Origin of the sequence: Lactiplantibacillus daoliensis (genome assembly GCF_005405005.1) — a bacterium.
In the GTDB taxonomy this organism is placed as follows: domain Bacteria; phylum Bacillota; class Bacilli; order Lactobacillales; family Lactobacillaceae; genus Lactiplantibacillus; species Lactiplantibacillus daoliensis.
Genome location: NZ_BJDH01000001.1, coordinates 339,053 through 361,949, shown reverse-complemented (window position 1 = coordinate 361,949; position 22,897 = coordinate 339,053). Strand labels below are relative to the sequence as shown.

Annotated in this window: 23 protein-coding genes; 20 read left to right on the top strand and 3 right to left on the bottom strand. The window is 43.0% G+C overall.

Annotated elements, in window-relative coordinates:
• Nucleotides 1–59: 59 nt before the first annotated feature.
• The 16 genes from FFM64_RS01750 to trxB all read left to right on the top strand — a co-directional run bounded on the left by FFM64_RS01750 (nucleotide 60) and on the right by trxB (nucleotide 14,570).
• Entirely contained in the window at nucleotides 60–1,238 is a 1,179-nt protein-coding gene (locus FFM64_RS01750; RefSeq protein WP_137606271.1) for a PDZ domain-containing protein, read from the top strand.
• Nucleotides 1,239–1,243: 5 nt separating this feature from the next.
• Complete coding sequence (locus FFM64_RS01745; protein ID WP_137606270.1) at nucleotides 1,244–1,963, top strand: response regulator transcription factor; 720 nt, start codon at nucleotides 1,244–1,246, stop codon at nucleotides 1,961–1,963.
• Nucleotides 1,956–3,350, top strand: coding sequence for a two-component system histidine kinase PnpS (pnpS, locus tag FFM64_RS01740; RefSeq protein ID WP_137606382.1), 1,395 nt, complete (start codon nucleotides 1,956–1,958; stop codon nucleotides 3,348–3,350). The genes FFM64_RS01745 and pnpS overlap by 8 nt, the downstream gene beginning before the upstream one ends.
• Before the next feature lie 395 nt (nucleotides 3,351–3,745).
• Nucleotides 3,746–4,621 carry a phosphate ABC transporter substrate-binding protein PstS family protein gene (locus tag FFM64_RS01735; protein ID WP_137606269.1) on the top strand — a complete coding sequence of 292 codons (876 nt, stop codon included), beginning with the start codon at nucleotides 3,746–3,748 and terminating at the stop codon, nucleotides 4,619–4,621.
• Between the two features lie 10 nt (nucleotides 4,622–4,631).
• Complete coding sequence (pstC, locus tag FFM64_RS01730) at nucleotides 4,632–5,561, top strand: phosphate ABC transporter permease subunit PstC (RefSeq protein ID WP_137606268.1); 930 nt, start codon at nucleotides 4,632–4,634, stop codon at nucleotides 5,559–5,561.
• Complete coding sequence (gene pstA, locus FFM64_RS01725; protein ID WP_137606267.1) at nucleotides 5,551–6,435, top strand: phosphate ABC transporter permease PstA; 885 nt, start codon at nucleotides 5,551–5,553, stop codon at nucleotides 6,433–6,435. The genes pstC and pstA overlap by 11 nt, the downstream gene beginning before the upstream one ends.
• A 14-nt stretch (nucleotides 6,436–6,449) precedes the next feature.
• On the top strand, nucleotides 6,450–7,262 hold the full coding sequence (pstB, locus tag FFM64_RS01720) for a phosphate ABC transporter ATP-binding protein PstB (RefSeq protein ID WP_137606266.1): 813 nt from the start codon (nucleotides 6,450–6,452) through the stop codon (nucleotides 7,260–7,262).
• A 14-nt stretch (nucleotides 7,263–7,276) separates the two neighbouring features.
• The gene (gene pstB / locus FFM64_RS01715) at nucleotides 7,277–8,032 is read left to right on the top strand and encodes a phosphate ABC transporter ATP-binding protein PstB (RefSeq protein ID WP_137606265.1); all 756 of its coding nucleotides are present in this window, start codon (nucleotides 7,277–7,279) and stop codon (nucleotides 8,030–8,032) included.
• Between the two features lie 11 nt (nucleotides 8,033–8,043).
• Nucleotides 8,044–8,718, top strand: coding sequence for a phosphate signaling complex protein PhoU (gene phoU, locus FFM64_RS01710; RefSeq protein ID WP_137606264.1), 675 nt, complete (start codon nucleotides 8,044–8,046; stop codon nucleotides 8,716–8,718).
• Nucleotides 8,719–8,818: 100 nt separating this feature from the next.
• Nucleotides 8,819–9,142 carry a PspC domain-containing protein gene (locus FFM64_RS01705; protein WP_137606263.1) on the top strand — a complete coding sequence of 108 codons (324 nt, stop codon included), beginning with the start codon at nucleotides 8,819–8,821 and terminating at the stop codon, nucleotides 9,140–9,142.
• 14 nt (nucleotides 9,143–9,156) lie between these two features.
• A complete protein-coding gene (locus FFM64_RS01700) occupies nucleotides 9,157–9,513 on the top strand; it encodes a phage holin family protein (RefSeq protein ID WP_137606262.1) in 357 nt (118 codons plus the stop codon).
• A gap of 159 nt (nucleotides 9,514–9,672) precedes the next feature.
• The gene (gene hprK, locus FFM64_RS01695; protein ID WP_137606261.1) at nucleotides 9,673–10,623 is read left to right on the top strand and encodes an HPr(Ser) kinase/phosphatase; all 951 of its coding nucleotides are present in this window, start codon (nucleotides 9,673–9,675) and stop codon (nucleotides 10,621–10,623) included.
• A 15-nt stretch (nucleotides 10,624–10,638) separates the two neighbouring features.
• A complete protein-coding gene (lgt, locus tag FFM64_RS01690) occupies nucleotides 10,639–11,487 on the top strand; it encodes a prolipoprotein diacylglyceryl transferase (RefSeq protein WP_137606260.1) in 849 nt (282 codons plus the stop codon).
• A 17-nt stretch (nucleotides 11,488–11,504) separates the two neighbouring features.
• On the top strand, nucleotides 11,505–12,521 hold the full coding sequence (locus tag FFM64_RS01685) for an NAD(P)H-dependent glycerol-3-phosphate dehydrogenase (protein ID WP_137606259.1): 1,017 nt from the start codon (nucleotides 11,505–11,507) through the stop codon (nucleotides 12,519–12,521).
• 37 nt (nucleotides 12,522–12,558) lie between these two features.
• A complete protein-coding gene (galU, locus tag FFM64_RS01680; RefSeq protein ID WP_137606258.1) occupies nucleotides 12,559–13,470 on the top strand; it encodes a UTP--glucose-1-phosphate uridylyltransferase GalU in 912 nt (303 codons plus the stop codon).
• Between the two features lie 161 nt (nucleotides 13,471–13,631).
• Entirely contained in the window at nucleotides 13,632–14,570 is a 939-nt protein-coding gene (gene trxB, locus FFM64_RS01675; protein ID WP_137606257.1) for a thioredoxin-disulfide reductase, read from the top strand.
• Nucleotides 14,571–14,710: 140 nt separating this feature from the next.
• Here trxB and FFM64_RS01670 read toward each other — a convergent pair whose 3' ends face one another.
• Both FFM64_RS01670 and FFM64_RS01665 read right to left on the bottom strand, forming a co-directional pair.
• On the bottom strand, nucleotides 14,711–15,343 hold the full coding sequence (locus tag FFM64_RS01670) for a DUF421 domain-containing protein (protein ID WP_137606256.1): 633 nt from the start codon (nucleotides 15,341–15,343) through the stop codon (nucleotides 14,711–14,713).
• Nucleotides 15,344–15,796 (bottom strand): DUF3290 domain-containing protein, encoded by a 453-nt coding sequence (locus FFM64_RS01665; RefSeq protein ID WP_137606255.1) that lies wholly within the window; start codon nucleotides 15,794–15,796, stop codon nucleotides 15,344–15,346. It abuts the gene before it with no gap.
• Between the two features lie 219 nt (nucleotides 15,797–16,015).
• On the opposite strand from FFM64_RS01665, the gene FFM64_RS01660 reads away from it, so the two are divergent.
• Entirely contained in the window at nucleotides 16,016–17,743 is a 1,728-nt protein-coding gene (locus FFM64_RS01660) for a phospho-sugar mutase (protein ID WP_137606381.1), read from the top strand.
• A 301-nt stretch (nucleotides 17,744–18,044) separates the two neighbouring features.
• On the opposite strand, the gene FFM64_RS01655 is transcribed toward FFM64_RS01660, so the two are convergent.
• Nucleotides 18,045–18,602: a M15 family metallopeptidase gene (locus tag FFM64_RS01655; RefSeq protein ID WP_137606254.1), complete on the bottom strand. Its 558-nt coding sequence runs from the start codon at nucleotides 18,600–18,602 to the stop codon at nucleotides 18,045–18,047.
• Nucleotides 18,603–18,772: 170 nt separating this feature from the next.
• Between FFM64_RS01655 and FFM64_RS01650 the strand changes: the two genes are divergently transcribed.
• The 3 genes from FFM64_RS01650 to uvrB all read left to right on the top strand — a co-directional run bounded on the left by FFM64_RS01650 (nucleotide 18,773) and on the right by uvrB (nucleotide 22,886).
• Nucleotides 18,773–19,966 carry an MFS transporter gene (locus FFM64_RS01650; protein WP_137606253.1) on the top strand — a complete coding sequence of 398 codons (1,194 nt, stop codon included), beginning with the start codon at nucleotides 18,773–18,775 and terminating at the stop codon, nucleotides 19,964–19,966.
• 133 nt (nucleotides 19,967–20,099) lie between these two features.
• The gene (locus FFM64_RS01645) at nucleotides 20,100–20,747 is read left to right on the top strand and encodes a YfbR-like 5'-deoxynucleotidase (RefSeq protein WP_137606252.1); all 648 of its coding nucleotides are present in this window, start codon (nucleotides 20,100–20,102) and stop codon (nucleotides 20,745–20,747) included.
• Between the two features lie 135 nt (nucleotides 20,748–20,882).
• Complete coding sequence (uvrB, locus tag FFM64_RS01640; RefSeq protein ID WP_137606251.1) at nucleotides 20,883–22,886, top strand: excinuclease ABC subunit UvrB; 2,004 nt, start codon at nucleotides 20,883–20,885, stop codon at nucleotides 22,884–22,886.
• Nucleotides 22,887–22,897 lie beyond the last annotated feature (11 nt).

The window sequence follows — 22,897 nt, the reverse complement described above, 5'->3', positions numbered from 1 at the left end:
GGTGTGACTTAGTAAAAATGCTATACTAGCTTCAGAGTTTAACGTTAGGAGTAACGCGCATGCACGTATTGAAAGTACTGGAATTGTTTTTGATTCAACCACTCGTCTGGGTAGGCCTGATTCGTTGCTATCTTGCAGCGCGGCACCGAGTACGCTATGAACGACATCAATATAAAAGTGCCATTGATGCGCACTACCTTGAAGTTCGTAGCTTTTTTAAAGACGGGCTATTATTGGGATTAGCAGCGACGATTGTCAGTTTAGGCCTGGGCTTGATTGTTTCGCCAGTGTGGGTCGTCATTTATGAATTGTTAGCTGTTGTTAGTTTAGTGATTGTGCCGAATGCTTTAATGCCCGCGACCGTCTTTGGCCTCAGCTGGTTAGCTTATTGGGGTTTAAAGCCCAGTTTGACAACACAACTAAACACGCAATTACAGACCCACGGCGTGACAACGCTGGGACTAAATAGTGGTGTCATTATTAGTGGTTGTTTGATTTTGGGCATCGGCTTGGCAGCGACTGCCATTTTGTTACGTCGGCGTGGCTTACAGCTAAATTCGCCACAGATTCGACCAGATCAACGGGGAAAACGAATTGTCCGTTATCGTTGGCAACAATTGTTGGTGTTACCAGTAGGGGTACTGATTCCTGGCGATTGGCTGCACACGACACTTACTTGGTGGCCAGTCTTTCAAGTTGGGTCACAAAAATTCAGCATATTACTCTTACCACTGTTGGTAGGCGTTAGTGCGCAGGTGTACAAGCAACGGCCACAGCAGGCTTGGCAGCGACTGTCAAAAAGTTATTGGTGGCTGGCAGCAGCAAGCATTGTTTTGGCGGTCATTGCACGCGTAACAACCTTGAGTCCACGTTGGCTCATTGGACTGATTGGTTTGTTGGTCTTGGGGGTCTGGATAAGCTTGGCACGTCATCGGTATTATGATCGTCATCAACAATTTTGGTTTTCAGATACCGATCAGGGTGTTCGGGTGATTGGGATCCGACCGAATACGCCGGCGACGAAGCTGGACTTGCATATTGGCGATGTTATTCTAGAATGCAATCGTCAAGTGGTACAGTCTGAAGCACAGTTTTACGCGGCTTTATTGAAGAGTCCGACTTATGTTCATTTGAAAGTTCGGAACGTGCAACAAGAATTGATTATTACGGAAACGGCGATTTATAATGGGGCACCACACGAGTTAGGGATTGTGTTATTCACTGATCAGGAGGATTAACGACCATGGATAAGATTTTAGTAGTCGACGATGAACCGGCAATCGTCACATTATTATCATATAATTTGAAACAAGCAGGGTATGAAGTTGTGACAGCGACGGATGGGGAAGCCGCGCTGGAATTAGGTCTAGAAGAATCGTTTACTTGTATCTTATTGGATTTAATGTTGCCAAAATTGGATGGTATGGAAGTCACGAAACGGTTACGGCAGGAAAAGGTTCGAACGCCAATCATTATTGTGACCGCAAAAAATGATGAATTTGATAAGGTTTTCGGCTTAGAATTAGGTGCCGATGATTATATTACGAAGCCTTTTTCGCCACGTGAAGTTTTGGCAAGAATTAAAGCAGTCATTCGCCGGATGACACCTGTCGACGAGACGACGCCGGCACCAGTGGTCACACCCAATCGGGCGATTACAGTCATTGGTGATTTACGCATCGATCAGAATAAATATCGTGTTACGCGCAATGGTGAAAGTGTCAGTTTGACTCCGAAAGAGTTCGAACTACTCGTTTACTTTATTGAACGTGAAGGCCGGGTGCTTAGCCGAGATGCGATTTTGAATCATGTTTGGGGTTATGATTACGCAAGTGAAACACGGATCGTCGATATTCACATTTCACATTTGCGAGAAAAAATTGAGCTTGATCCGAAAAATCCACGCTTGATTCGTACTGTACGTGGATTTGGTTACGAATTCGTAGGTGAAGATCATGCATGACCGGTGGCAGCAGACTTGGCGTTTGCTTACATTGGAAAATGTCTTGATGCTGCTACTTGGTTTAGTCGTTGTGCAACACTTTTCGGTCATTCGTTGGTCGTTAACGCTGGTTCTCTGGTTGGGATTAGCCGTTTTAGCCTTGGGATTAATTGAGGCCATCATTGTTTGGTTTCGTCAACGGGAGCGTCAAAAGACGATTGATCGGATGGAAGCCAAATTGCGACAGATGAGTAGCCAACAGTTTCCACCGCATATTCTATTGCCACAAAATGATCCATTATACAGTTTGTCGCAGGCTGTTAATCAGTTGGAAAGCTACCAACGTAATCAAACGCGGCGTGCTGAACTGCAAGAAAAAGAATTAATGATGATTATGCGGTATTTGCCGGTAGGGGTCATGGTGATTGATCATCATCGGCAAGTCCAATTGTCGAATCCGGCTATGAGTGAGCTGTTACAACAATCGATTAATTCGGTAGCACATTTGTATACTAAGGATATTCAATTGTATGCGTTGACTAAGGTGATTGAAGATACTATTGCCACGCAAGCCAATCAACGGGCGACCGTCACTTTGACGCCGGCACCGAATACGCAAGTCGTGGAGGCGACGACGGTTTATATTCAAAATAGCCGTTCACATTATCAGATTGTGCTCATGTTGTATGATATTACTGAAGTTTATATGATTGAACAGATGCAAGATGACTTTGTCAGTAATGCGAGCCATGAGTTAAAGACGCCGATTACAGCAATTGCTGGTTTTACCGAGACACTACTCAGTGGGGCTAAGGATGATCCAGAAACCTTGGATCAATTTTTAAAAATTATTGCCGACGAGAGTCAACGGTTGATCGATTTAATTCAAGATGTCTTATCTCTATCGCGTATTCGTGCTCAGAGTACGACACGCTTAGCAAGTCAAAAACTCAAACTAAAACCATTAATTGACCAAGAGTTATCCTTGTTACAGCAAGCGATTCAACGGCAACAATTGACGGTGACCGATGAAGTTGATCCGGCTGTAACGGTTACGGCCGACATTCAGAAGTTGAGTCAGATCATTAAGAACCTTTTGTCCAATGCAATTAAGTATAATCGACCGCACGGGACGGTCACAGTCATTGTCCGTGCCGATGACACTCATTGGTATTTAACGGTCAAGGATACAGGTATTGGCATTAGCGCGGATGATCAACAACGAATATTTGAGCGCTTCTATCGAGCTAGTCCATCAAGGTCACAACAAGTGGTCAGCGGAACTGGTTTAGGATTAGCGATCGTCAAGGAATTAGTGAATGCAATGCAAGGTCAGATTGGCGTGACGAGCCAACGTGGTGTCGGGACGACGATGATTGTCACGCTACCATTGAAACCGACAAATTAAAAAGACGATTTAGGAAATGTAACTCCTTAAATCGTCTTTTTTTTGTTGTAAATTTTTAGTCTGTGTCAAAACTATTTTTTGATAATTTATAATCGGGTTGCCTGTGAACTTCAATGGTTAGCTATTTGGCGATTAAGTTGCTTTAAAAACCTCTTTTAATTTGATTAATGGTGTGTACGTTCTTTCAGGCCTTAAATAGTTGGTTAATTGAGCTAAGTCCAGACGCGTTAGACCATGCTTTTAGTTTACCAGGGCATTCCAGTAGCGTATAGTCACGGTGAGTTCAATTGGTTAATCAGTAACAGACATTTACACAATCTTTACAAAACGCCTATCAAGATTTTACACAAACTTTGTATTATTAATATTGAGCAATGGGTAGGAGGGTTTTTGTTATGAAAAAAAGTCGGGTCATCCAATTACTAGGATTGATCTTAATTGGTGTTTTGGTCGGACTGGGATACAGCCAGCGAGCAACGACCGATGCCAGTGAGTCAATCACCGCAGTTGGTTCCACCGCTTTGCAACCGTTAGTTGAAGCTGCGGGTGAACAGTATAGTTCCGAACATACCGGTATTTTTATTAATGTCCAAGGCGGTGGCTCAGGGACTGGGTTGAGTCAAATTCAGTCAGGAGCCGTTGCGATTGGTAATTCTGACGTTTTTGCAGAAGAGCAATCTGGAATCAATGCGAGTAAGCTGAAAGATCACCAAGTTGCAGTGGTTGGAATTGCACCAATTATTAATAAGAAAACTGGCGTTACTAATTTGACTAGTCAGCAATTAAAGGCCATTTTTACAGGTAAAGTCAACAATTGGCAAGCCGTGGGTGGCCACAATTTGCCGATTGTTTTGATTAATCGTGCCCAGGGCTCTGGAACGCGGAAAACGTTTGAAAGCTACGCGCTCAATGGACAGAAGAGTGCAGATTCGCAGGAACAAGATTCCTCAGGATTGGCACGTTCTATTGTCGCTAGTACGCCGGGCGCGATTAGTTATGTGGCATTTTCATATCTAGATACTTCAGTGACGGCATTAAAAGTGAATGGTGTGCGGCCAACCAAAGCCAATGTTAAAACTAATCGCTGGCACATCTGGTCTTATGAACATCTTTATACGAGTTTACAACCAGATCCATTAACAAAAAAATTTATTAATTACATTTTATCAGCCGCTGTTCAGGAAAAGTTAGTCAAACAGTTAGGTTATATTTCGGTCCATGATATGCATGTGCAGCGGAGTGCGACCGGTAAGATTACAACAGTGAAATGAGGGGGACCGCATGGATAAAATTCGAGCAAGCTTATTAAAAAAATCAATTGCCAGCAAAATTGAGCGGCGCGGGAAGATTATTAGTCTGACCTGTTTAGCATTAATTATTCTGGTCGTATTCTTAATCTTTTATTTTGTGGCGTCGCGTGGGTTAGCAACATTTTTCCAAAATCATATTAATTTCTGGCAGTTTCTAAGCGGCACGCAATGGAATCCAGGGACAACTGGTACGAACGGTCAGCCAGCAGTTGGGGCGTTACCTATGATTGTCGGATCATTTCTGATCACGATTCTATCAGCACTTGTGGCAACGCCTTTTGCCATCGGGACGGCGGTCTTTATGACTGAGATTTCACCACGCCGGGGTGCACAAATCTTGCGGCCGGTGACAGAATTACTGGTTGGGATTCCATCAGTTGTTTATGGTTTTATCGGGCTACAAGTGGTTGTGCCATTTGTCCGTAATACTTTTGGGGGCAGTGGTTACGGTATTTTATCTGGGACCTTTGTTTTATTTGTCATGATCTTACCAACCGTGACATCAATGAGTGCAGATGCTTTAAACGCGGTTCCACGTTATTATCGGGAAGCCTCGTTAGCCTTGGGCGCGACTCGTTGGCAAACGATTTATAAAGTTGTGCTACGGGCGGCAATCCCTGGGATGTTAACTGCTATCGTCTTTGGGATGGCACGAGCTTTTGGGGAAGCTTTGGCTGTTCAGATGGTGATTGGGAATGCTACACTGTTGCCACAAAATTTAGTTTCACCAGCCTCAACGTTAACGAGTATCTTAACCATGGGAATCGGGAATACGGTCATGGGGTCATTGCAAAATAATGCGCTGTGGTCATTAGCTATGATTCTGTTATTAATGTCATTGGTCTTCAACATGGTGATCCGCTATATCGGTCGAAAGGGGAAATTAAACAATGAACGCTAAACGAATTGATAAAATCGCAACGGGCGTGCTTTACGCCATTGCAGCGTTTGTCGTCATCATTTTGGTGGCGTTACTTGGTTATATCCTCGTGCAAGGGGTGCCAGAAATTTCTTGGCATTTCTTAACCTCGCCGGCATTATCATTTGAAGCGGGTGGGGGGATTGGCATTCAATTGTTCAATTCTTTCTACTTACTCTTCTTGGCGTTATTGATTTCATTACCGATTTCGTTAGGTGCCGGGATTTATTTAAATGAATATGCCCCTCAAAATACGATTACTGGGTTGATCCGAACAACGATTGAAATCTTGAGTTCATTACCATCAGTAGTCGTGGGGTTATTTGGTTATTTGTTCTTCGTTGTTCAATTCAAATTAGGCTTTTCGATTTTGTCGGGGGCATTTGCGTTAACGGTCTTTAACTTGCCGATCTTAACGCGGAGTATTGAAGAAGCGTTGGCCAATATTTCCAATGATCAACGAGAAGCTGGTTATGCTTTAGGACTATCACGTTGGGAAACCGTCACGAAGATCGTTGTTCCGGCCGCTTTGCCTAGCATTATTACTGGGGTTGTCCTAAGTGCCGGACGGATTTTTGGGGAAGCCGCAGCGTTGATCTATACTGCCGGTCAATCAGCGCCTGCCTTGAATTTCCACGATTGGAATCCGTTCAATATCAGTAGCCCGTTGAGTCCAATGCGCCCAGCCGAAACTTTAGCAGTGCATATTTGGAAGATTAATTCAGAGGGAATTATGCCCGATGCAAAAGCAGTTTCTGCTGGTGCTTCTGCGGTCTTGATTATCGCCGTTTTACTCTTTAACTTCTTGGCTCGTTGGCTTGGAAAACGCTTGTACAAACATTTAACCGCTGAATAAAGGAGGCCCTTTTTATGGCAGATAACACGAATTTAACCACGTCCCAACGCAATATTATGAAGTTTGATCCAAAAGACCATGAAATCGCGCTTTCGACCGAAGATTTACATGTGTTTTATGGTAAAACTGAAGGTATTTCAGAAGGTGACCTTCAATTTGAACGATATAAGATCAGCGCGTTGATTGGGCCGTCTGGTTCGGGTAAATCAACTTATTTACGTTCATTAAATCGGATGAATGACCGGATTGCGACCGTGAAAGGTAAAATCATGTATCGTGGGCTAGATATTAATAGTGATGCGATTGATGTTTATGAGATGCGGCGGCATATTGGTATGGTCTTTCAACGACCGAATCCATTTGCTAAGTCAATCTATGAAAATATTGCGTTTGCGTTGCGCCAACGTGGCATGAATAAGAAGCAAGATCTTGACGAGATTGTTGAACGTTCACTACGCCAAGCGGCTATGTGGGATCAAGTAAAAGATGATTTGAATAAGAGTGCGCTTGCACTTTCTGGTGGTCAACAACAACGGCTCTGTATTGCACGAGCTATTGCAATCAAACCGGATATTCTATTGTTAGATGAACCGGCAAGTGCCTTGGACCCAGTTTCGACCAGTCAAATTGAAGATACCCTATTAGAATTGAAACAGAACTATACCATCATTATTGTGACGCATAATATGCAACAAGCGTCACGGATTAGTGACTATACGGCATTCTTTAACTTAGGTAAAGTCTTGGAATATGCTGAAACTGGCGATATTTTTACAAATCCAAAGGTTGATCTGACCAATGACTATATTTCTGGTAATTTTGGTTAAAAGGAGGGCCGCTGATGAGTACGATTTTAACAACTGAAAATTTATCACTATATTATGGTAAGAAACAAGCCCTAAAAGGGGTCAACATGAGCTTTGACGAGAAGGGGATTACCGCGTTAATCGGTCCTTCTGGTTGTGGCAAGTCAACGTTTTTACGGTGCTTAAACCGCATGAATGATTTGATTCCCAACGTGACCATTACTGGAGAAGTTAATTTCAATCAAAGCAATATTTATGCGCCGACGATGGATACCGTTAAGCTACGTAAGGAAATCGGAATGGTTTTTCAACAACCGAATCCATTTCCATTTTCAATTTACGAAAATGTGGTTTATGGACTCCGATTGGCAGGTGTTCGAGATAAAGAAACCTTGGATGCTGCGGTTGAGAAGAGTTTAAAACAAGCTGCCATTTGGGATGAAGTGAAGGATCGCTTACATGTGAATGCCCTCTCACTTTCAGGTGGTCAGCAGCAACGGGTCTGTATTGCTCGGGTGTTGGCGGTTGAACCTGATATCATTTTATTGGATGAAGCGACCAGTGCCTTAGATCCTATCTCTAGTCATACGATCGAAATGACCCTCTTGAATTTACGGCATGATTACACTATCATAACTGTTACGCATAATATGCAGCAGGCTTCGCGGATTTCTGACCGGACGGCATTCTTCTTAAATGGTGAATTAATTGAAGTGAATGATACCAAACAGATTTTCATGAATCCAGTAAAACAAGAAACCAATGACTATATCTCAGGACGATTTGGCTAGGAGGATAAAACATGCGACGACTATTCGACGATGAGTTAAATGATATCGATGCTAATTTTACTGAAATGGGAATGATGGTCAGTGCGACCATCGAAAAAGCGGTCAAAGCTTTTATTGATCATGATCGGGAGTTAGCCCAAGAAATTATCGACAATGATGCCAAAATAAACGAACGAGAAGTTGAACTCGAGCAAAAATCATTTGAAATGATTGCGCTCTATCAACCTGTGACTTCTGATTTGCGAGAAATTGTGACTATTTTAAAGGCGGTTTCTGAACTTGAACGGATGGCCGACTACGCTCGTAATATTGCGCACGCCACTATTCGCGTGAAGGGCCATGTACGCGTGCCTGAAATTGAAGCCCAATTGTCCGAAATGGGTAATCGGGTTCGTGAAATGGTTGAAGAAATGTTAGCAGCCTATGTGAAGAATGACGATGTGGCAGCTCGAAAAGTTGCGGCAAAGGATGCTAAGGTTGGCGAAATGTTCGATAAAATTAATGAAAAGGGCATTTCAAAGATGGAACGTCATCCTGAAACGGTGATTGGGTCGACTGACTACTTAAATGTGGCCAGTTATTTAATGCGGATTGGGGCCTTAGTCACCAATGTTGGCGAATGGATCGTGTATTTGAATACTGGAAATATTATTGAATTGAACCCCGAAAGTTCGAATCTCGTTTAAAGCAAACCTAAATAATCCCTAAAGCTGGTTCGTGAAGTTTGCAACTGGCTTTTAGGATTAGTAAGATATAATTAGACTAAACTTATTGAGGTGTCTAATTATGAAAACTAAAACTAATCGTAAACTAACGAGATCTAATAACCGCGTCATTGCCGGTGTGCTTGGTGGTATTGCGGAATACTTGCAATGGAATGCTAACGTGTTACGTGTTTTGTTTGTCCTTTTAACGATCGCATCGCACGGTTTTGGCATTCTATTGTATCTTGTCTTAATGACGATTATTCCAAGCAAGCCTGAAAATGCAGGCTTCTTTGAACAAATGCGTCAGGCCGGTCAACGTGAAACGCCGCGGGCTCAGCATTCTGAAGGACGTAAAGAAATTCATAACGTTCATGAGGAAGATGAACCTCGCCACCAAGATTAATGGAGTGATAGTGAGTGGGTTTTTGGAAACGAATTTTAATTAACACAGTGTTGTTTATTGCCATCGCCGGCTTTTTTCAAAGTGGCTTCCATGTGGCCAATATCTGGGTCGCGCTGATTGCGAGTTTTGTGTTGGCAATTTTAAATGCTGCCGTCAAGCCAATTTTGATCTTGTTGACGTTGCCAATTACATTAATCACAATTGGGTTGTTCAGCATTGTTATCAATGGTTTCATGTTGCAAATGACGTCATATTTTGTCGGTAAAGCTAATTTTGGCTTCTCGAGTTTTGGGATGGCTGTCTTAGTCTCAGTATTAATGTCATTGGCCAACGCGATTGTTTCTAATTTTTTCGCCAAATCAACTGAGTAATTGGTGAATAAAGCGCTTTAAAGTGCTAATATTAACAGATAGGAATGATCCGTTTTCGGTCCAAAAAGTGTGGAAGGCTTGAAAGTTGATTGCAATAGCAATCGTGGACAATGCCGGCCGCACTTTTTTTAATAACTGATTGATTTGGGAGGGATTAACTTGGCAGGAAGTGTAACAGTTGCCGATTTAGTAAAGAATACCCGTTTGGACGTTTATCACGGCGCTGAACTTTTAGCTGACAAAGCTATCACAACTAGTGATATTTCACGACCAGGGTTAGCATTAACTGGTTACTTTAATTATTATCCGCGTGAACGGGTACAACTTTTAGGTAAAACTGAAACCGCTTATTCAAAAAATATGAGCCATGATGAACGTTTAATGATTTTTCGCAAAATGTGTCAATTGACGACACCAGCGTTTGTCATTTCAACCGGCTTACCAGTACCAGAAGAACTGGTTCAAGCTGGCGAAGAAAATAAGGTGCCAATTTTAGGAACTAAGATGACATCATCACGGGTTTTAAGCAATATGACGAACTACTTGGAAGGTAAACTCGCGGAACGTCAATCTGTCCATGGGGTCCTAGTAGATATCTATGGCCTTGGGGTACTGATTACCGGAGACTCTGGTGTTGGTAAAAGTGAAACCGCGTTGGAACTTGTTAAACGTGGCCATCGCTTAATCGCTGATGACCGTGTGGATGTGTATCAACAAGATGAACAAACATTAGTCGGCGAAGCACCTAAGATTTTGAACCATTTGCTAGAAATTCGTGGGATTGGGATTATTGATGTCATGAATTTATTTGGTGCTGGTGCGGTTCGTCAAGACACGGATATTGATCTCATCGTCCACTTAGAGAATTGGACGCCTGATAAGCAATTTGATAGACTAGGAAATGGAGAACAGTCACGGAAGTTCTTTGATGTCGAGGTTCCTGAGATTTCAATTCCAGTTAAAACTGGGCGAAACTTAGCAATTATTATTGAAGCCGCCGCCATGAATTTCCGGGCGGAGAGTATGGGCTATGATGCCACGAAAGTCTTCGATGATAATTTGAACTCCTTGATCAAAGAAAATTCGAGTCATGATTCTCACAAGCATTAAGGAGATGGCAGCAGCGTGAAAACTGTCTTGGGGGCATTAAACCCAATCGCCTTAAGATTAGGGCCGATTGAGGTACATTGGTACGGTGTCATTATTGCGACTGCGGTTGTGATTGCCGTGGCACTAGCAGTGCGTGAAGGTCGTCAACGTGGTATTCGACCGGATGATATTTACGATATGATTTTATGGGCTTTACCATTTACATTGATTGCGGCGCGAACTTATTATGTTGCCTTTCAGTGGTCATATTACAGTCAAAATCCTGGTGAAATCATTCGAATCTGGGATGGTGGAATTGCCATCTACGGTGGCTTAATTGGGGCGGCCATCGTTGTTTTCTTGTTTTGTCAGCATCGCTTTATCCCGGTTTGGCTCATGCTCGATGTGGCGGCACCAACCGTCATTATGGGGCAAGGTATTGGGCGTTGGGGTAATTTCATGAACCAAGAAGCCTTTGGCCGGGTGACTAGCTTGAGCTTCTTGCAAGGTCTACACTTGCCACAATGGTTGATTTCGCAGATGAACATCAATGGTGCTTATCGACAACCAACATTCTTATATGAGTCTGTGTGGGATTTGTTGGGGTTCGTGGTCTTGATGACGACTAGGCATAAAAATGGCCTTTATAAACAAGGCGAAGTTTTCTTAGCTTACGTGGCTTGGTATTCATTTGGACGCTTTTTCACGGAAGGTATGCGGACAGATTCGCTGATGCTATTTAATGTAATTCGAATTTCACAAGCGTTATCTGTGGTATTATTTGTTGGGAGTATCGGACTGATTATTTGGCGCCGACGCCACCTGACCCAGAATCGGTGGTATCTTGATGGTTCTGGTCAAAAAATTGCCACTGAAAATAAGTAGATAAGAGGTTTATTTGGATGACAGAAAAAATTGCTGTTTTAGGTGCTGGCTCATGGGGCAGCATCTTAGCGAATTTATTGGATGAAAATGGGAATGAAGTGCGGTTATGGTCAAATTCCGCAGCACAAGTTGCAGAATTAAATGATCAGCACACGAATGAACGCTACGTCCATGATTTTCATTATTCCGAATCACTAACGGCCTATACGGACTTAGCTGCTGCTTTGGATGGGGTCGCGGCAATCTTATTTGTTGTTCCAACCAAAGCAATCCGTTCCGTGGCGCAACAAGTCACGGCCGTTTTACAACAAAGTCAACAACGACCAATCATTATCCATGCCAGCAAGGGGTTGGAACTTGAAACCCATAAACGGTTGTCACAAGTTTTAGCGGAAGAGATTCCAGCGACTTCGCGACAAGCAATTGTAGTGTTATCTGGCCCAAGCCATGCAGAAGAAGTGGCTAAAAAAGATATTACCTTAATTACGGCAGCCAGTGCTGATGAAGCGGCTGCTAAATTGGTTCAAAAGTTATTCATGAATGATTATTTCCGAATTTATACGAACCATGATGTAATTGGTGTTGAACTCGGGGCTGCTTTGAAAAACATCATTGCGTTAGGTGCTGGGGCCTTACATGGTCTGGGCTATGGTGATGATGCTAAAGCGGCATTGATGACTCGTGGACTTGCGGAAATCAGTCGTTTAGGAGTAGCTTTGGGGGCTGAACCACTAACTTTCATCGGGTTATCCGGTGTTGGTGATCTCATCGTAACAGCCACAAGTGTCCATTCACGTAACTGGCGTGCTGGTAACGAGCTCGGTGCGGGTCAAGATTTGAAGACAGTGATTGAGACGATGGGAATGGTCATTGAAGGCATTCCATCAACTAAGGCTGCCTATGAACTGGCTCAACAACATGGTATTGACATGCCGATTACGAGTGCCATTTATGATGTCTTATATAATGGTGCTGATATTAAACAGGTGATTCCACAATTAATGCGTCGAGAGGGTAAGCCTGAAATCCAGTAGGTTATCATAATTTCATTTTATTTAGGAGGATTATCATATGTCTAGAGTTAAAAAAGCAGTGATTCCAGCTGCCGGTTTAGGAACTCGTTTTTTACCTGCAACTAAAGCAATGCCAAAGGAAATGTTACCAATAGTTGACAAGCCAACTATCCAGTTTATCGTGGATGAAGCACGCAAGTCTGGGATTGAAGACATTGTTATTGTGACTGGGAAGAGCAAGCGTAGTATTGAAGATTATTACGATTCCAACCCAGAACTTGAAGATAATTTACGGGCTAAGCACAAGGACGAAATGTTGAAGTTAGTACAAGAAACGACTGATGTCAACTTGTACTTTATTCGTCAATCACATCCTCGCGGCTTAGGCGACGCAGTTCTGACTGCCAAGGCTTTCGTTGGCGATGAACCATTTGTCGTCATGTTAGGTGATGACTTGATGGAAGACAAAGTGCCGTTAACTAAACAATTAATGGATAGTTATGATAAGACGCATGCCTCAACTTTGGCCGTGATGAAAGTTCCTCACGAAGAAGTTTCTAAGTATGGGGTTATTAATCCTGAAAGTGAAAAAGAACCTGGCTTGTACAATGTTAATAACTTTGTTGAAAAGCCAAGTCCTGAAGAAGCACCTAGTGACTTAGCAATCATCGGTCGTTACTTATTAACACCAGAGATCTTTAATGTTTTGGAACATCAGAAGCCTGGTAAGGGTAATGAAATCCAACTAACAGATGCTATCGATACTTTAAATAAAACGCAACGGGTATTTGCACATGAATTTAAAGGGACTCGGCATGATGTTGGCTACAAGTTTGGTTATTTAAAGACAACTATTGAATATGGTTTGGAACATCCAGATGTTAAGGATGATTTACGGGCTTATATTAAAGATTTAGGTGCTAAGCTGACTAAGGCTGACGCAAGCACGACTAAGAAAAACACGAAATAAGTGATTAAAACGTTATAGCTGAAAGCCAGTTATAACGTTTTTTAGTTGGATTACCCTCGAAACCAATCTTTTCAGTTGTGTACAAACAACTTAGTCGACAAATGTAAATTTTGGGGGTATATTTAGCCACATAGTATTTTTAGTGGAAGGGGTCTTTTGAAATGGCAAAGAGTTACGACGTGATTATTATTGGTGCTGGTCCTGCTGGGATGACAGCGGCCCTCTATGCTTCACGAGCCAACTTATCAGTGTTACTGTTAGATCGCGGTATCTACGGTGGCCAAATGAATAATACCGCCGCAATCGAAAACTATCCTGGTTTTAAATCAATTTTAGGGCCAGATTTAGCGAAAGACATGTATGAATCAGCAACCCAGTTTGGTGCAGAATATGCTTATGGGAGTGTTGAATCAGTCGAAGATCAAGGCGACGTCAAAATCGTCAAAACCGATTCTGATACGTTTGAAACTAAGGCATTAGTCATTGGGACTGGCTCAGAATACCGGAAGCTCGGTGTGCCTGGTGAAGACACGTATGGTGGCCGGGGTGTCTCCTACTGTGCCGTTTGTGATGGGGCCTTTTTCCGTAACAAGCATGTCGTTGTCATTGGTGGTGGCGACTCAGCAATCGAAGAAGGCAGTTATTTGACACAACTCGCTGATAAAGTGACGGTTATTCATCGCCGCGATCAACTCCGTGCCCAACAAATTCTGCAAGATCGAGCTTTTGGTAACGATAAGATGGATTTTGTTTGGAATAGCAACGTGACTGAAATCGTCGGTGACGGTAAAAAAGTGACTGGTGTTAAAATTAACAATAATAAGACCGGTGAAAACAGCGAATTGGCTGTAGATGGGGTCTTTATCTACGTTGGGATTAACCCAATCACCAAGCCATTCGGTAATCTTGGCATTACCGATGAAAATGGTTGGATCGAAACAAACGATCACATGGAAACCAAAGTTCCTGGGATCTTTGCTATTGGTGATGTTCGTAAGAAAGACCTCCGCCAAGTAGCAACTGCCGTTGGTGAAGGTGGGACTGCTGGACAACAAGTCTACAGTTACATCACTGCATTGGGCGATAAAGTTAACAACTAGATTGAAACTAAATTTAAAACGAGGTTGAATTCTTAACGATGAATTCAACCTCGTTTTTTTGCCTGAATGTAGGTGAGCCCATTTTCAATGTAACTGTTACTAGTAGGATATCCGTTAGTTAAATCAGTGTTCACGCGGTTTTAGTGTTGATAGGGAAAGAGTAACAATTGTTTGTTGGTATAAGTCCCAAGATAAATATCACTGATCTCATAGTGTTGGGCAGCTAATTGGGCTTGTAGCCAGCTGAGATCATGATTGCTCGTCTCAAGTGCATCCGCATTCAGTTGGCCATCAACAATGATTGGGTATTTGATAGAATCGTCACCGACCTGGGTAATAGTCAATTGGCCGTTTTGTTCCAGTACTGCCCGTTTGACGAAGCGGATATCGGTGATGCCTTCAGTCCGTAACCGGAAAGCGAGATCATTGGCACTCATGCCATTTTTGAGTGCGGTGGCGACGAGTAGTTCACCATTTTTTATCAGCAGCTGTGGTTTGCCGTCAATGAGTTGCTTGACATAGCGGTTATGATGGGTCAAAAAGCGCAGGGCCAAAACCAGCAATGTCCAAATGAGTAAAACGAGGATGTACTGTAAGACGGTCACACTGGTGCTATAAATCATCCCGCCGACAATTGCCCCTAAAACATAATTTTGCACCTGATCCAGTGCACTGATGGGGGCGAGATTACTTTTTCCAGATAAATTGATTTGTAAAATGATGGTTAATAAGCCTAAAGCTAGCTTGATGGAAACATCCCAATAAGAAAACATTTACTTGTCCTCCCGCACATAAGTTAAGTGACCATTGATGGGTGTTGCTTTGGTTAAGGTATAACTATTGCCGTCCGGATTAACGGTGACATTGTAGATTCTTCCGTTGACCTTGATAAGCATGCCATTACTGATTGTTGACGTATTCGACCAAACTTTCTGACGGGCGACACCTTTTTCGTCAGCTACCCGTTGCATAATTTGGGTGACTTGAGATTTTTGTGAAAAGCTTGATTGGAGACTTTGCCACTCATTAAATTGAATGCCAACTGATAAAAATAAGAGCAACACCATAATAATAAACAAATCACGATATTTAAGGTCAGTTTTATGGCGATACCAAAGCCAACTCACAAAGGCGATGACTAAAATGATAATACTGATGACTGCCAACTGAAATAGTGTGTGGTTACTGTTTTGATGCGTTAAATAGCCGTATGAATAAAAAGTCATGACTGCCTCCTTTATTAACATAATTATACCAATTTCAGTTGGTTAGTTAAGCAATTTACGACTGACAAATTGTTAAGCCAAGCAATTAATGAGCAGATAAAGTTGACAGGAATCTGCCGTTTTAACGGGATTTTTAGCAAATTTTAGGATGTGGACGGCGTGTCTGTTGTATACTATTTTTGTAAGCACTAACAACAATAAGAATTGGGGATGATCTACTTGAGTTGGAAAGACACTTATGAAACTTGGAAAAACCAAGCAACACTTGAATCAAGCCTTAAACAAGAATTAAAAGCCAGCGCCGGTGATGACGCGACACTAGAAGATGCATTTTATCAACCAATGGAATTCGGGACCGCCGGAATGCGTGGCGTTCTCGGACCTGGGATCAATCGGATGAATATCTATACGGTACGGCAGGCGACTGAAGGTCTCGCGACGTTTATGGATACGTTAGATGCTGAAGTTAAGGAACGCGGGGTTGCGATTAGTTTTGACTCGCGGCACCATTCAGAAGATTTCGCCCATGAATCTGCCCGGGTTTTAGGCGAACACGGAATCAAGTCGTTTGTCTTTGAAAGCTTACGGCCAACACCAGAATTATCCTTTACGGTACGGCATTTACACACCTATGCCGGTATCATGATTACCGCTAGCCATAATCCTAAGCAATACAACGGTTATAAGATTTATGGTGAAGATGGCGGTCAAATGCCACCAAAGGAATCAGATTTAATTACGTCGTATATTCGGAAAGTGACTGACTTATTTGCCATTAAAGTGGCAGATGAATCCCAATTACTTGCGGATAAGACGATGACGATTATTGGCGACGATGTGGACCAAGCCTATTTAGCAGAAGTTAAAACTGTTAATATCAACCAAAAGTTGATCGATGAAGTTGGTAAGGACATGAAGCTTGTATTCACACCGTTACACGGTACTGGGCGGATGTTAGGTGAGAAGGCCTTACGGAACGCCGGTTTTAAAAACTTCAGTGTGGTTAAAGAACAAGCTGTTGCTGACCCTGAATTTTCAACGGTTAAGTTTCCAAACCCAGAATTTCCAGAAGCCTTTAAAATGGCGATTGATTTGGGTAAAAAAGAGGGCGCAGATGTTTTAATCGCCGTTGACCCCGATGCTGATCGTTTAGGAACGGCTGTCCGCCAACCTAATGGCGACTACGTTCTACTCACGGGTAATCAAATCGCTGCTGTCTTGTTACACTACATCTTACAAGCAAACAAAGATGCCGGGACGTTACCTGCTAATGCTGCGGCGGTTAAGTCGATTGTTTCTAGTGAATTTGCCACCAAAGTTGCGGCGTCATACCATGTTGAAATGATCAACGTTTTGACTGGATTCAAGTACATTGCGGAACAAATCGAGCACTTCCAAGAGACTGGCGAACATACTTACATGTTCGGTTTTGAGGAAAGCTATGGTTATTTGATCAAACCATTCGTACATGATAAAGATGCCATTCAAACGACTGTCTTGTTAGCCGAAGTCGCTGCTTACTATAAGCAACAAGGCAAGAATCTTTATGACGGGTTGCAAGACTTGTTTGCGGAATACGGTTATTTCCGTGAAAAGACAACTTCAGAAGAATTCGATGGCGTTGGTGGTGGCGATAAGATCAAAGCACTGATGACCAAATTCCGGAATGAAGCACCCGTTGATTTTGCTGGGTACAAAGTAGTGTCGACGGAAGACTTTGCGTCACAAACTGAAACCTTTGCGGATGGTCATACGGCACCGATTGCGTTACCAACTGCGAATGTCTTGAAGTACAAACTCGACGATGGCACCTGGATCGCGATTCGCCCATCTGGGACTGAACCTAAAATCAAGTTCTATATTGGGACTTTAGGTGATAGTCTAGACGAAGCTAACTCGAAGCTTGATCAATTTGACCAAGCCATTCAAGCGTTCATCAAAGAATAATTAAGCAAAAAAACTGGTTGCCGAATTCTCGGTGGCCAGTTTTTTTGTGGCTTTTTAAAGTGTCTGCTAAAGGTTGAAAGACTCAAAAGCATCACAACTGTCCCAGTACCAGTAACCATTACATGTAAAGTAGACTCGCCATAGTCAGCGCTCCGTCAGTCAAACTTGGTGCGCTGTGGGGGACGGTGCTAGTCAAAGTACGATGTTATCGGTAACAACGGGAAGCAGCAGTAAGCGACTAGTTTTCATGACCTGATTGTTGATGTCCTCGATCAGACCAGCAATTTTTAACTTTCAACCTTTATTGATAATCATTCGGGTCAGCCGCCAAGGGTTGAAAGCTAGCCATGTCGGTATCACGATAATCCCACCACTCATTTTCATAACCGACAAAGCCGGCCTGAGTCATGGCAGTGTTTAAAATTTGATAGTAGTGATTTTGAATGGCGGTTCGTGGGGCATCACGATGGGCTAGCGGGCTAAAGTCGTCAAAGGCGGTCGGCATTGGGCACTCGTTACCTGCGAGGTCGGTCAGCGTTAAATCTAAGGTGACGCCTTTTTGATGGCTGAAATTAGGATTGGGCTTGGCGACAAATTCGAGATCCGGATAAACGTTGAAGAGCCGTTTCTGTGCACTGACTGGTCGATAGGCGTCCCAGATTTTTAAACGGTAGCCTAGAGTCGCCAGCGCCTGATTAGCGGCAGCCAATTTATGTGCTGTCCCAGTGCGGACAATTGCGGTGGTAAAGTCGTAAATCACTTGGTGGGTAAAATTATTGGTGGTCGCATAACGTAGATCAACAATAATGGTTGGGGCGATTTTTTGAACATTAGTGAAACCGGTTAATTCGGGTGACATAACTGCTAGACCTCCCTTATGGTAGTTAGCTCTATTGTACGCAATTTCAAGTGTTTTGTCCGTTGAGATGAATTAGACCAATTATTACGGTTATAAAAGTGGACAATTATGATGATTGCTTGTTATGATGTACGTTATTGTGTGAAAAGAGAAAGTCCGAGGTGAAGCTAATGAGCCGTCAAACGAAACGTGCCATTTTTATTTTAGTTTTTAGTGAATTTTTAGTCTGTCTAGGGATCAGTTTGGTCATACCAGTTATGCCGTTTATTAAAAATGATCTTCAGTTAACAGCGACTGACATGGGGATAATGAATGCTTTGTTTGCGTTGGCACAGTTTGTGGCTTCACCGATTATCGGGCGCGTGTCTGATCGAATTGGACGTAAGCCAGTGTTAACAGCCGGCTTGTTCTTATACATGGTTTCGGAATTCCTATTTGCATTGACCAATCACCTTTGGATGTTCAATATTTCGCGGTTGATTGGTGGGCTATCCGCGGCGATGGTTGTGCCAACTGCTATGGCATTGGCGTCGGATATCACGACCAAACGTCAGCGGGCCAAGGTTATCGGCTGGTTATCAGCTGCTTTTAGTGGCGGGTTGATTTTGGGACCTGGGATTGGTGGCATTTTAGCTGGGATCAGCTATAAGACCCCATTCTGGGTAGCTGGGACGCTGGGGCTGATTTCAGCAATTGTGTTGATCAGTCTCTTACCAAGTGATGCAGAGACTTTAGCGAAAACAGACTTAGAACCAGTTGAGACAACTGAGCCAGCGCATCATCCAATGACCCGTGCTTTTTGGACTGTGCCAATTATTATCCTGTTTACGATGATTCTCGTGTCTTCCTTTGGATTACAGGGATTTGAAAGCATTTATAGTATTTATGTGAATGAAGTGTTCCATTTTAGCTTGAACAACATTGCGTTGGTTTTGACGTTGAATGGTCTGATTTCGTTGTTCCTACAAGTCGCCTTGTTTGATACGTTTGTGCAACGTTTCGGTGAGCGTCGGGTGATTCGGGTTTGTTTTGCATCAGCCGCAATTTGTACGATTTGGATCACGCAAGCCCATACGAAGTGGGAAGTTATGATTGCCACACTGGTTATCTTTTCTGCCTTCGACTTATTACGGCCCGCAATTACAACGTTATTGACCAAAGCGAGTGAGTCTAATCAGGGGCTGATCAACGGGCTGAACATGTCTTTGACGAGTGTGGGTAATATTGTGGGACCAATCATGTCGGGAATGCTACTGGACATGAACACGCACTATCCTTATATCGTCGTTTCGGGCTTCCTGATCGTCTCTTACTTGATGGCATTTATGTTGCGTCAACCGGGGAGCAAAGCGAAAGCAGCCTAATTAATGGCTGTCCAATTAAAATAGCAATCATCAATGGTGACTTTGCAAGAGCAGAGTTGCCTTTTTAGTTGCTCGAAATCGTTGGTTTTGGTACACTAGGTCCAATTTAACTTAATTCAGGAAGGTGATTGAGATGGGAATGCATCAATATTTACAAAGCTTGAGTAACTTGGAAACAATTCAACGTGCGCCGGGGTTCTTTAAGTATCAAAATCACTCGGTAGCGGCGCACTCATTTAAAGTCGCAGAAATCGCCCAATTTTTAGGTGACGTGGAAGAAAATGCGGGTCATCAAGTTGACTGGCGTTCACTATATGAGAAAGCGTTGAATCATGACTATAACGAACGCTTCATTGGTGATATTAAGACACCAGTCAAATATGCGACGGCGACCTTACGCGAAATGTTAGCGGATGTGGAACATAAGCTCTCACAAAACTTCGTTCAAAATGAAATCCCAGCCGAATTTCAAGCGGCCTATTCTCGCCGGTTATCGGAAGGAAAAGATGCAACGCTAGAAGGCCAGATTTTATCGGTTGCTGATAAAGTTGATCTGCTATACGAGTCATTTGGTGAGATTCAAAAAGGAAATCCAGAGCCAGTTTTCACGGACATCTATCGGGAAAGTTTAAAGACCATCGTATCCTTCAAGCAACTTGTCAGTGTGCAATATTTCTTGCAAGCTGTGTTGCCAGAAATGTTGGCTGAGTCGTTTACGAACCAAGACAAGTTGCAAGCATTGACTACCGAAATATTAACGGCCACAACGCAATCCAATTAATAGCGAAAGTATGTTCGATGTGCTAAAATGAATAGCGATTTGTAATTGATAGGGAAGCGGGTGCTTGCCTATTTTTTATGCCGCTCAGAGCGGAAAACGTTAATAAAATTAAACCCTTTAAAGGAGGAGTCGCTTTTGATTGATCGCGTTGATGATAACAAATTTGACTTAGTTTCAGACTATCAGCCAACGGGGGACCAACCCCAGGCTATTCAAAAATTAACGGCGGGTTTAGATGCTGGCGAAAAGGAACAAATTTTGCTGGGAGCTACCGGGACCGGTAAAACATTCACGATTTCAAATGTGATTGCGCAAGAAAATCGGCCAACGTTAATTTTGTCTCATAATAAGACTTTAGCGGGTCAGTTATACGGTGAATTCAAGAAGTTTTTCCCGAATAATGCTGTGGAATACTTTGTCAGTTACTATGATTATTATCAACCCGAAGCTTATGTGCCTTCAAGTGACACATATATCGAAAAGGATTCCGCTATTAATGATGAAATCGATAAGTTACGACATTCTGCGACGAGTTCATTATTAGAACGTAACGATGTGATTGTTGTAGCTTCAGTTTCTAGTATCTTCGGTTTGGGGGATCCGCATGAATATAAAGATCATGTGGTTTCACTTCGGGTTGGCATGGAAATTCCACGGGACGACTTGTTACGAAAATTAATTGATATTCAATTTGATCGCAACGACATTGATTTTCAACGGGGCCGGTTCCGAGTTCACGGAGATGTTGTCGAAATTTTCCCAGCATCACGTGATGATCACGCGTTACGGGTTGAATTCTTCGGCGATGAAATTGACCGGATTCGTGAAATTGATGCGTTGACCGGTGAAATTGTTGCTGATCGTGATCATGTGGCAATTTTCCCGGCAACCCATTTTATGACGAATGATGCCATTATGGAACATGCTATTAATGGGATTGAAGATGAGATGAACGGGCGATTAAAGGAACTTGATAACGACGGCAAATTATTGGAAGCACAACGTTTAAAGCAACGAACCACCTATGATATTGAAATGTTGCGTGAAATGGGCTACACCAGTGGGATTGAAAACTATTCACGTTTCATGGATGGTCGTAAACCGGGCGAGCCGCCTTATACGTTACTAGATTTTTTCCCGAAAGACTTTTTGATGGTCGTTGATGAATCACATGTCACGATGCCACAGGTTCGGGGAATGTATAATGGTGACCGCGCACGGAAACAGATGCTGGTAGACTATGGTTTTCGGTTACCGTCAGCCTTAGATAATCGGCCGTTAAAGCTCGAAGAAGTTGAACAACATATCAATCAAGTCGTTTATATGTCTGCGACACCCGGTCCTTACGAAATGGATCGGACGAAACATGTCGTGCAACAGATTATTCGGCCAACTGGTTTGTTGGATCCAACGATTGAAGTCCGGCCAATCATGGGTCAGATTGATGATTTGGTTGGCGAGATTAACAAGCGGATTGATCGGGATGAACGGGTCTTTATTACGACCTTAACGAAGAAGATGTCCGAAGATTTAACGGATTATCTGAAAGATTTGGGAATCAAAGTTGCTTACTTGCACAGTGACATCAAGACCTTGGAACGGACCAAGATTATCCGTGACTTGCGCTTGGGCAAGTATGATGTGCTGGTCGGGATCAACCTCTTACGTGAAGGGATTGATGTTCCTGAAGTGTCCTTAGTGGCAATTTTGGATGCGGATAAGGAAGGCTTCTTACGGAATGAACGGTCACTGATTCAAACGATTGGTCGGGCCGCCCGGAATGAAAATGGGGCCGTGATTATGTATGCGGACTCGACAACGGATTCAATGCAAGCGGCGATTGATGAAACCGCTCGGCGTCGTGGAATTCAAGAAAAATACAATCAAGATCATCATATTACGCCAAAGACCATTAAGAAGGCGATTCCAGAGCTAATTGCGTCAACGAAGAATACGGAAGACGCTGGCAAGAAAGACGATTTCTTGGAAACCGACTTTGACGATATGACGCATGAACAACAGTTAGATTTAATCAGTAAATTAGAGGAACAAATGAAGACAGCGGCTAAGAAGCTTGACTTCGAACAAGCCGCAACCTTACGGGACACCGTAATGGAATTGAAAGCACAGATCAGCTAGGAGGTCCTTTT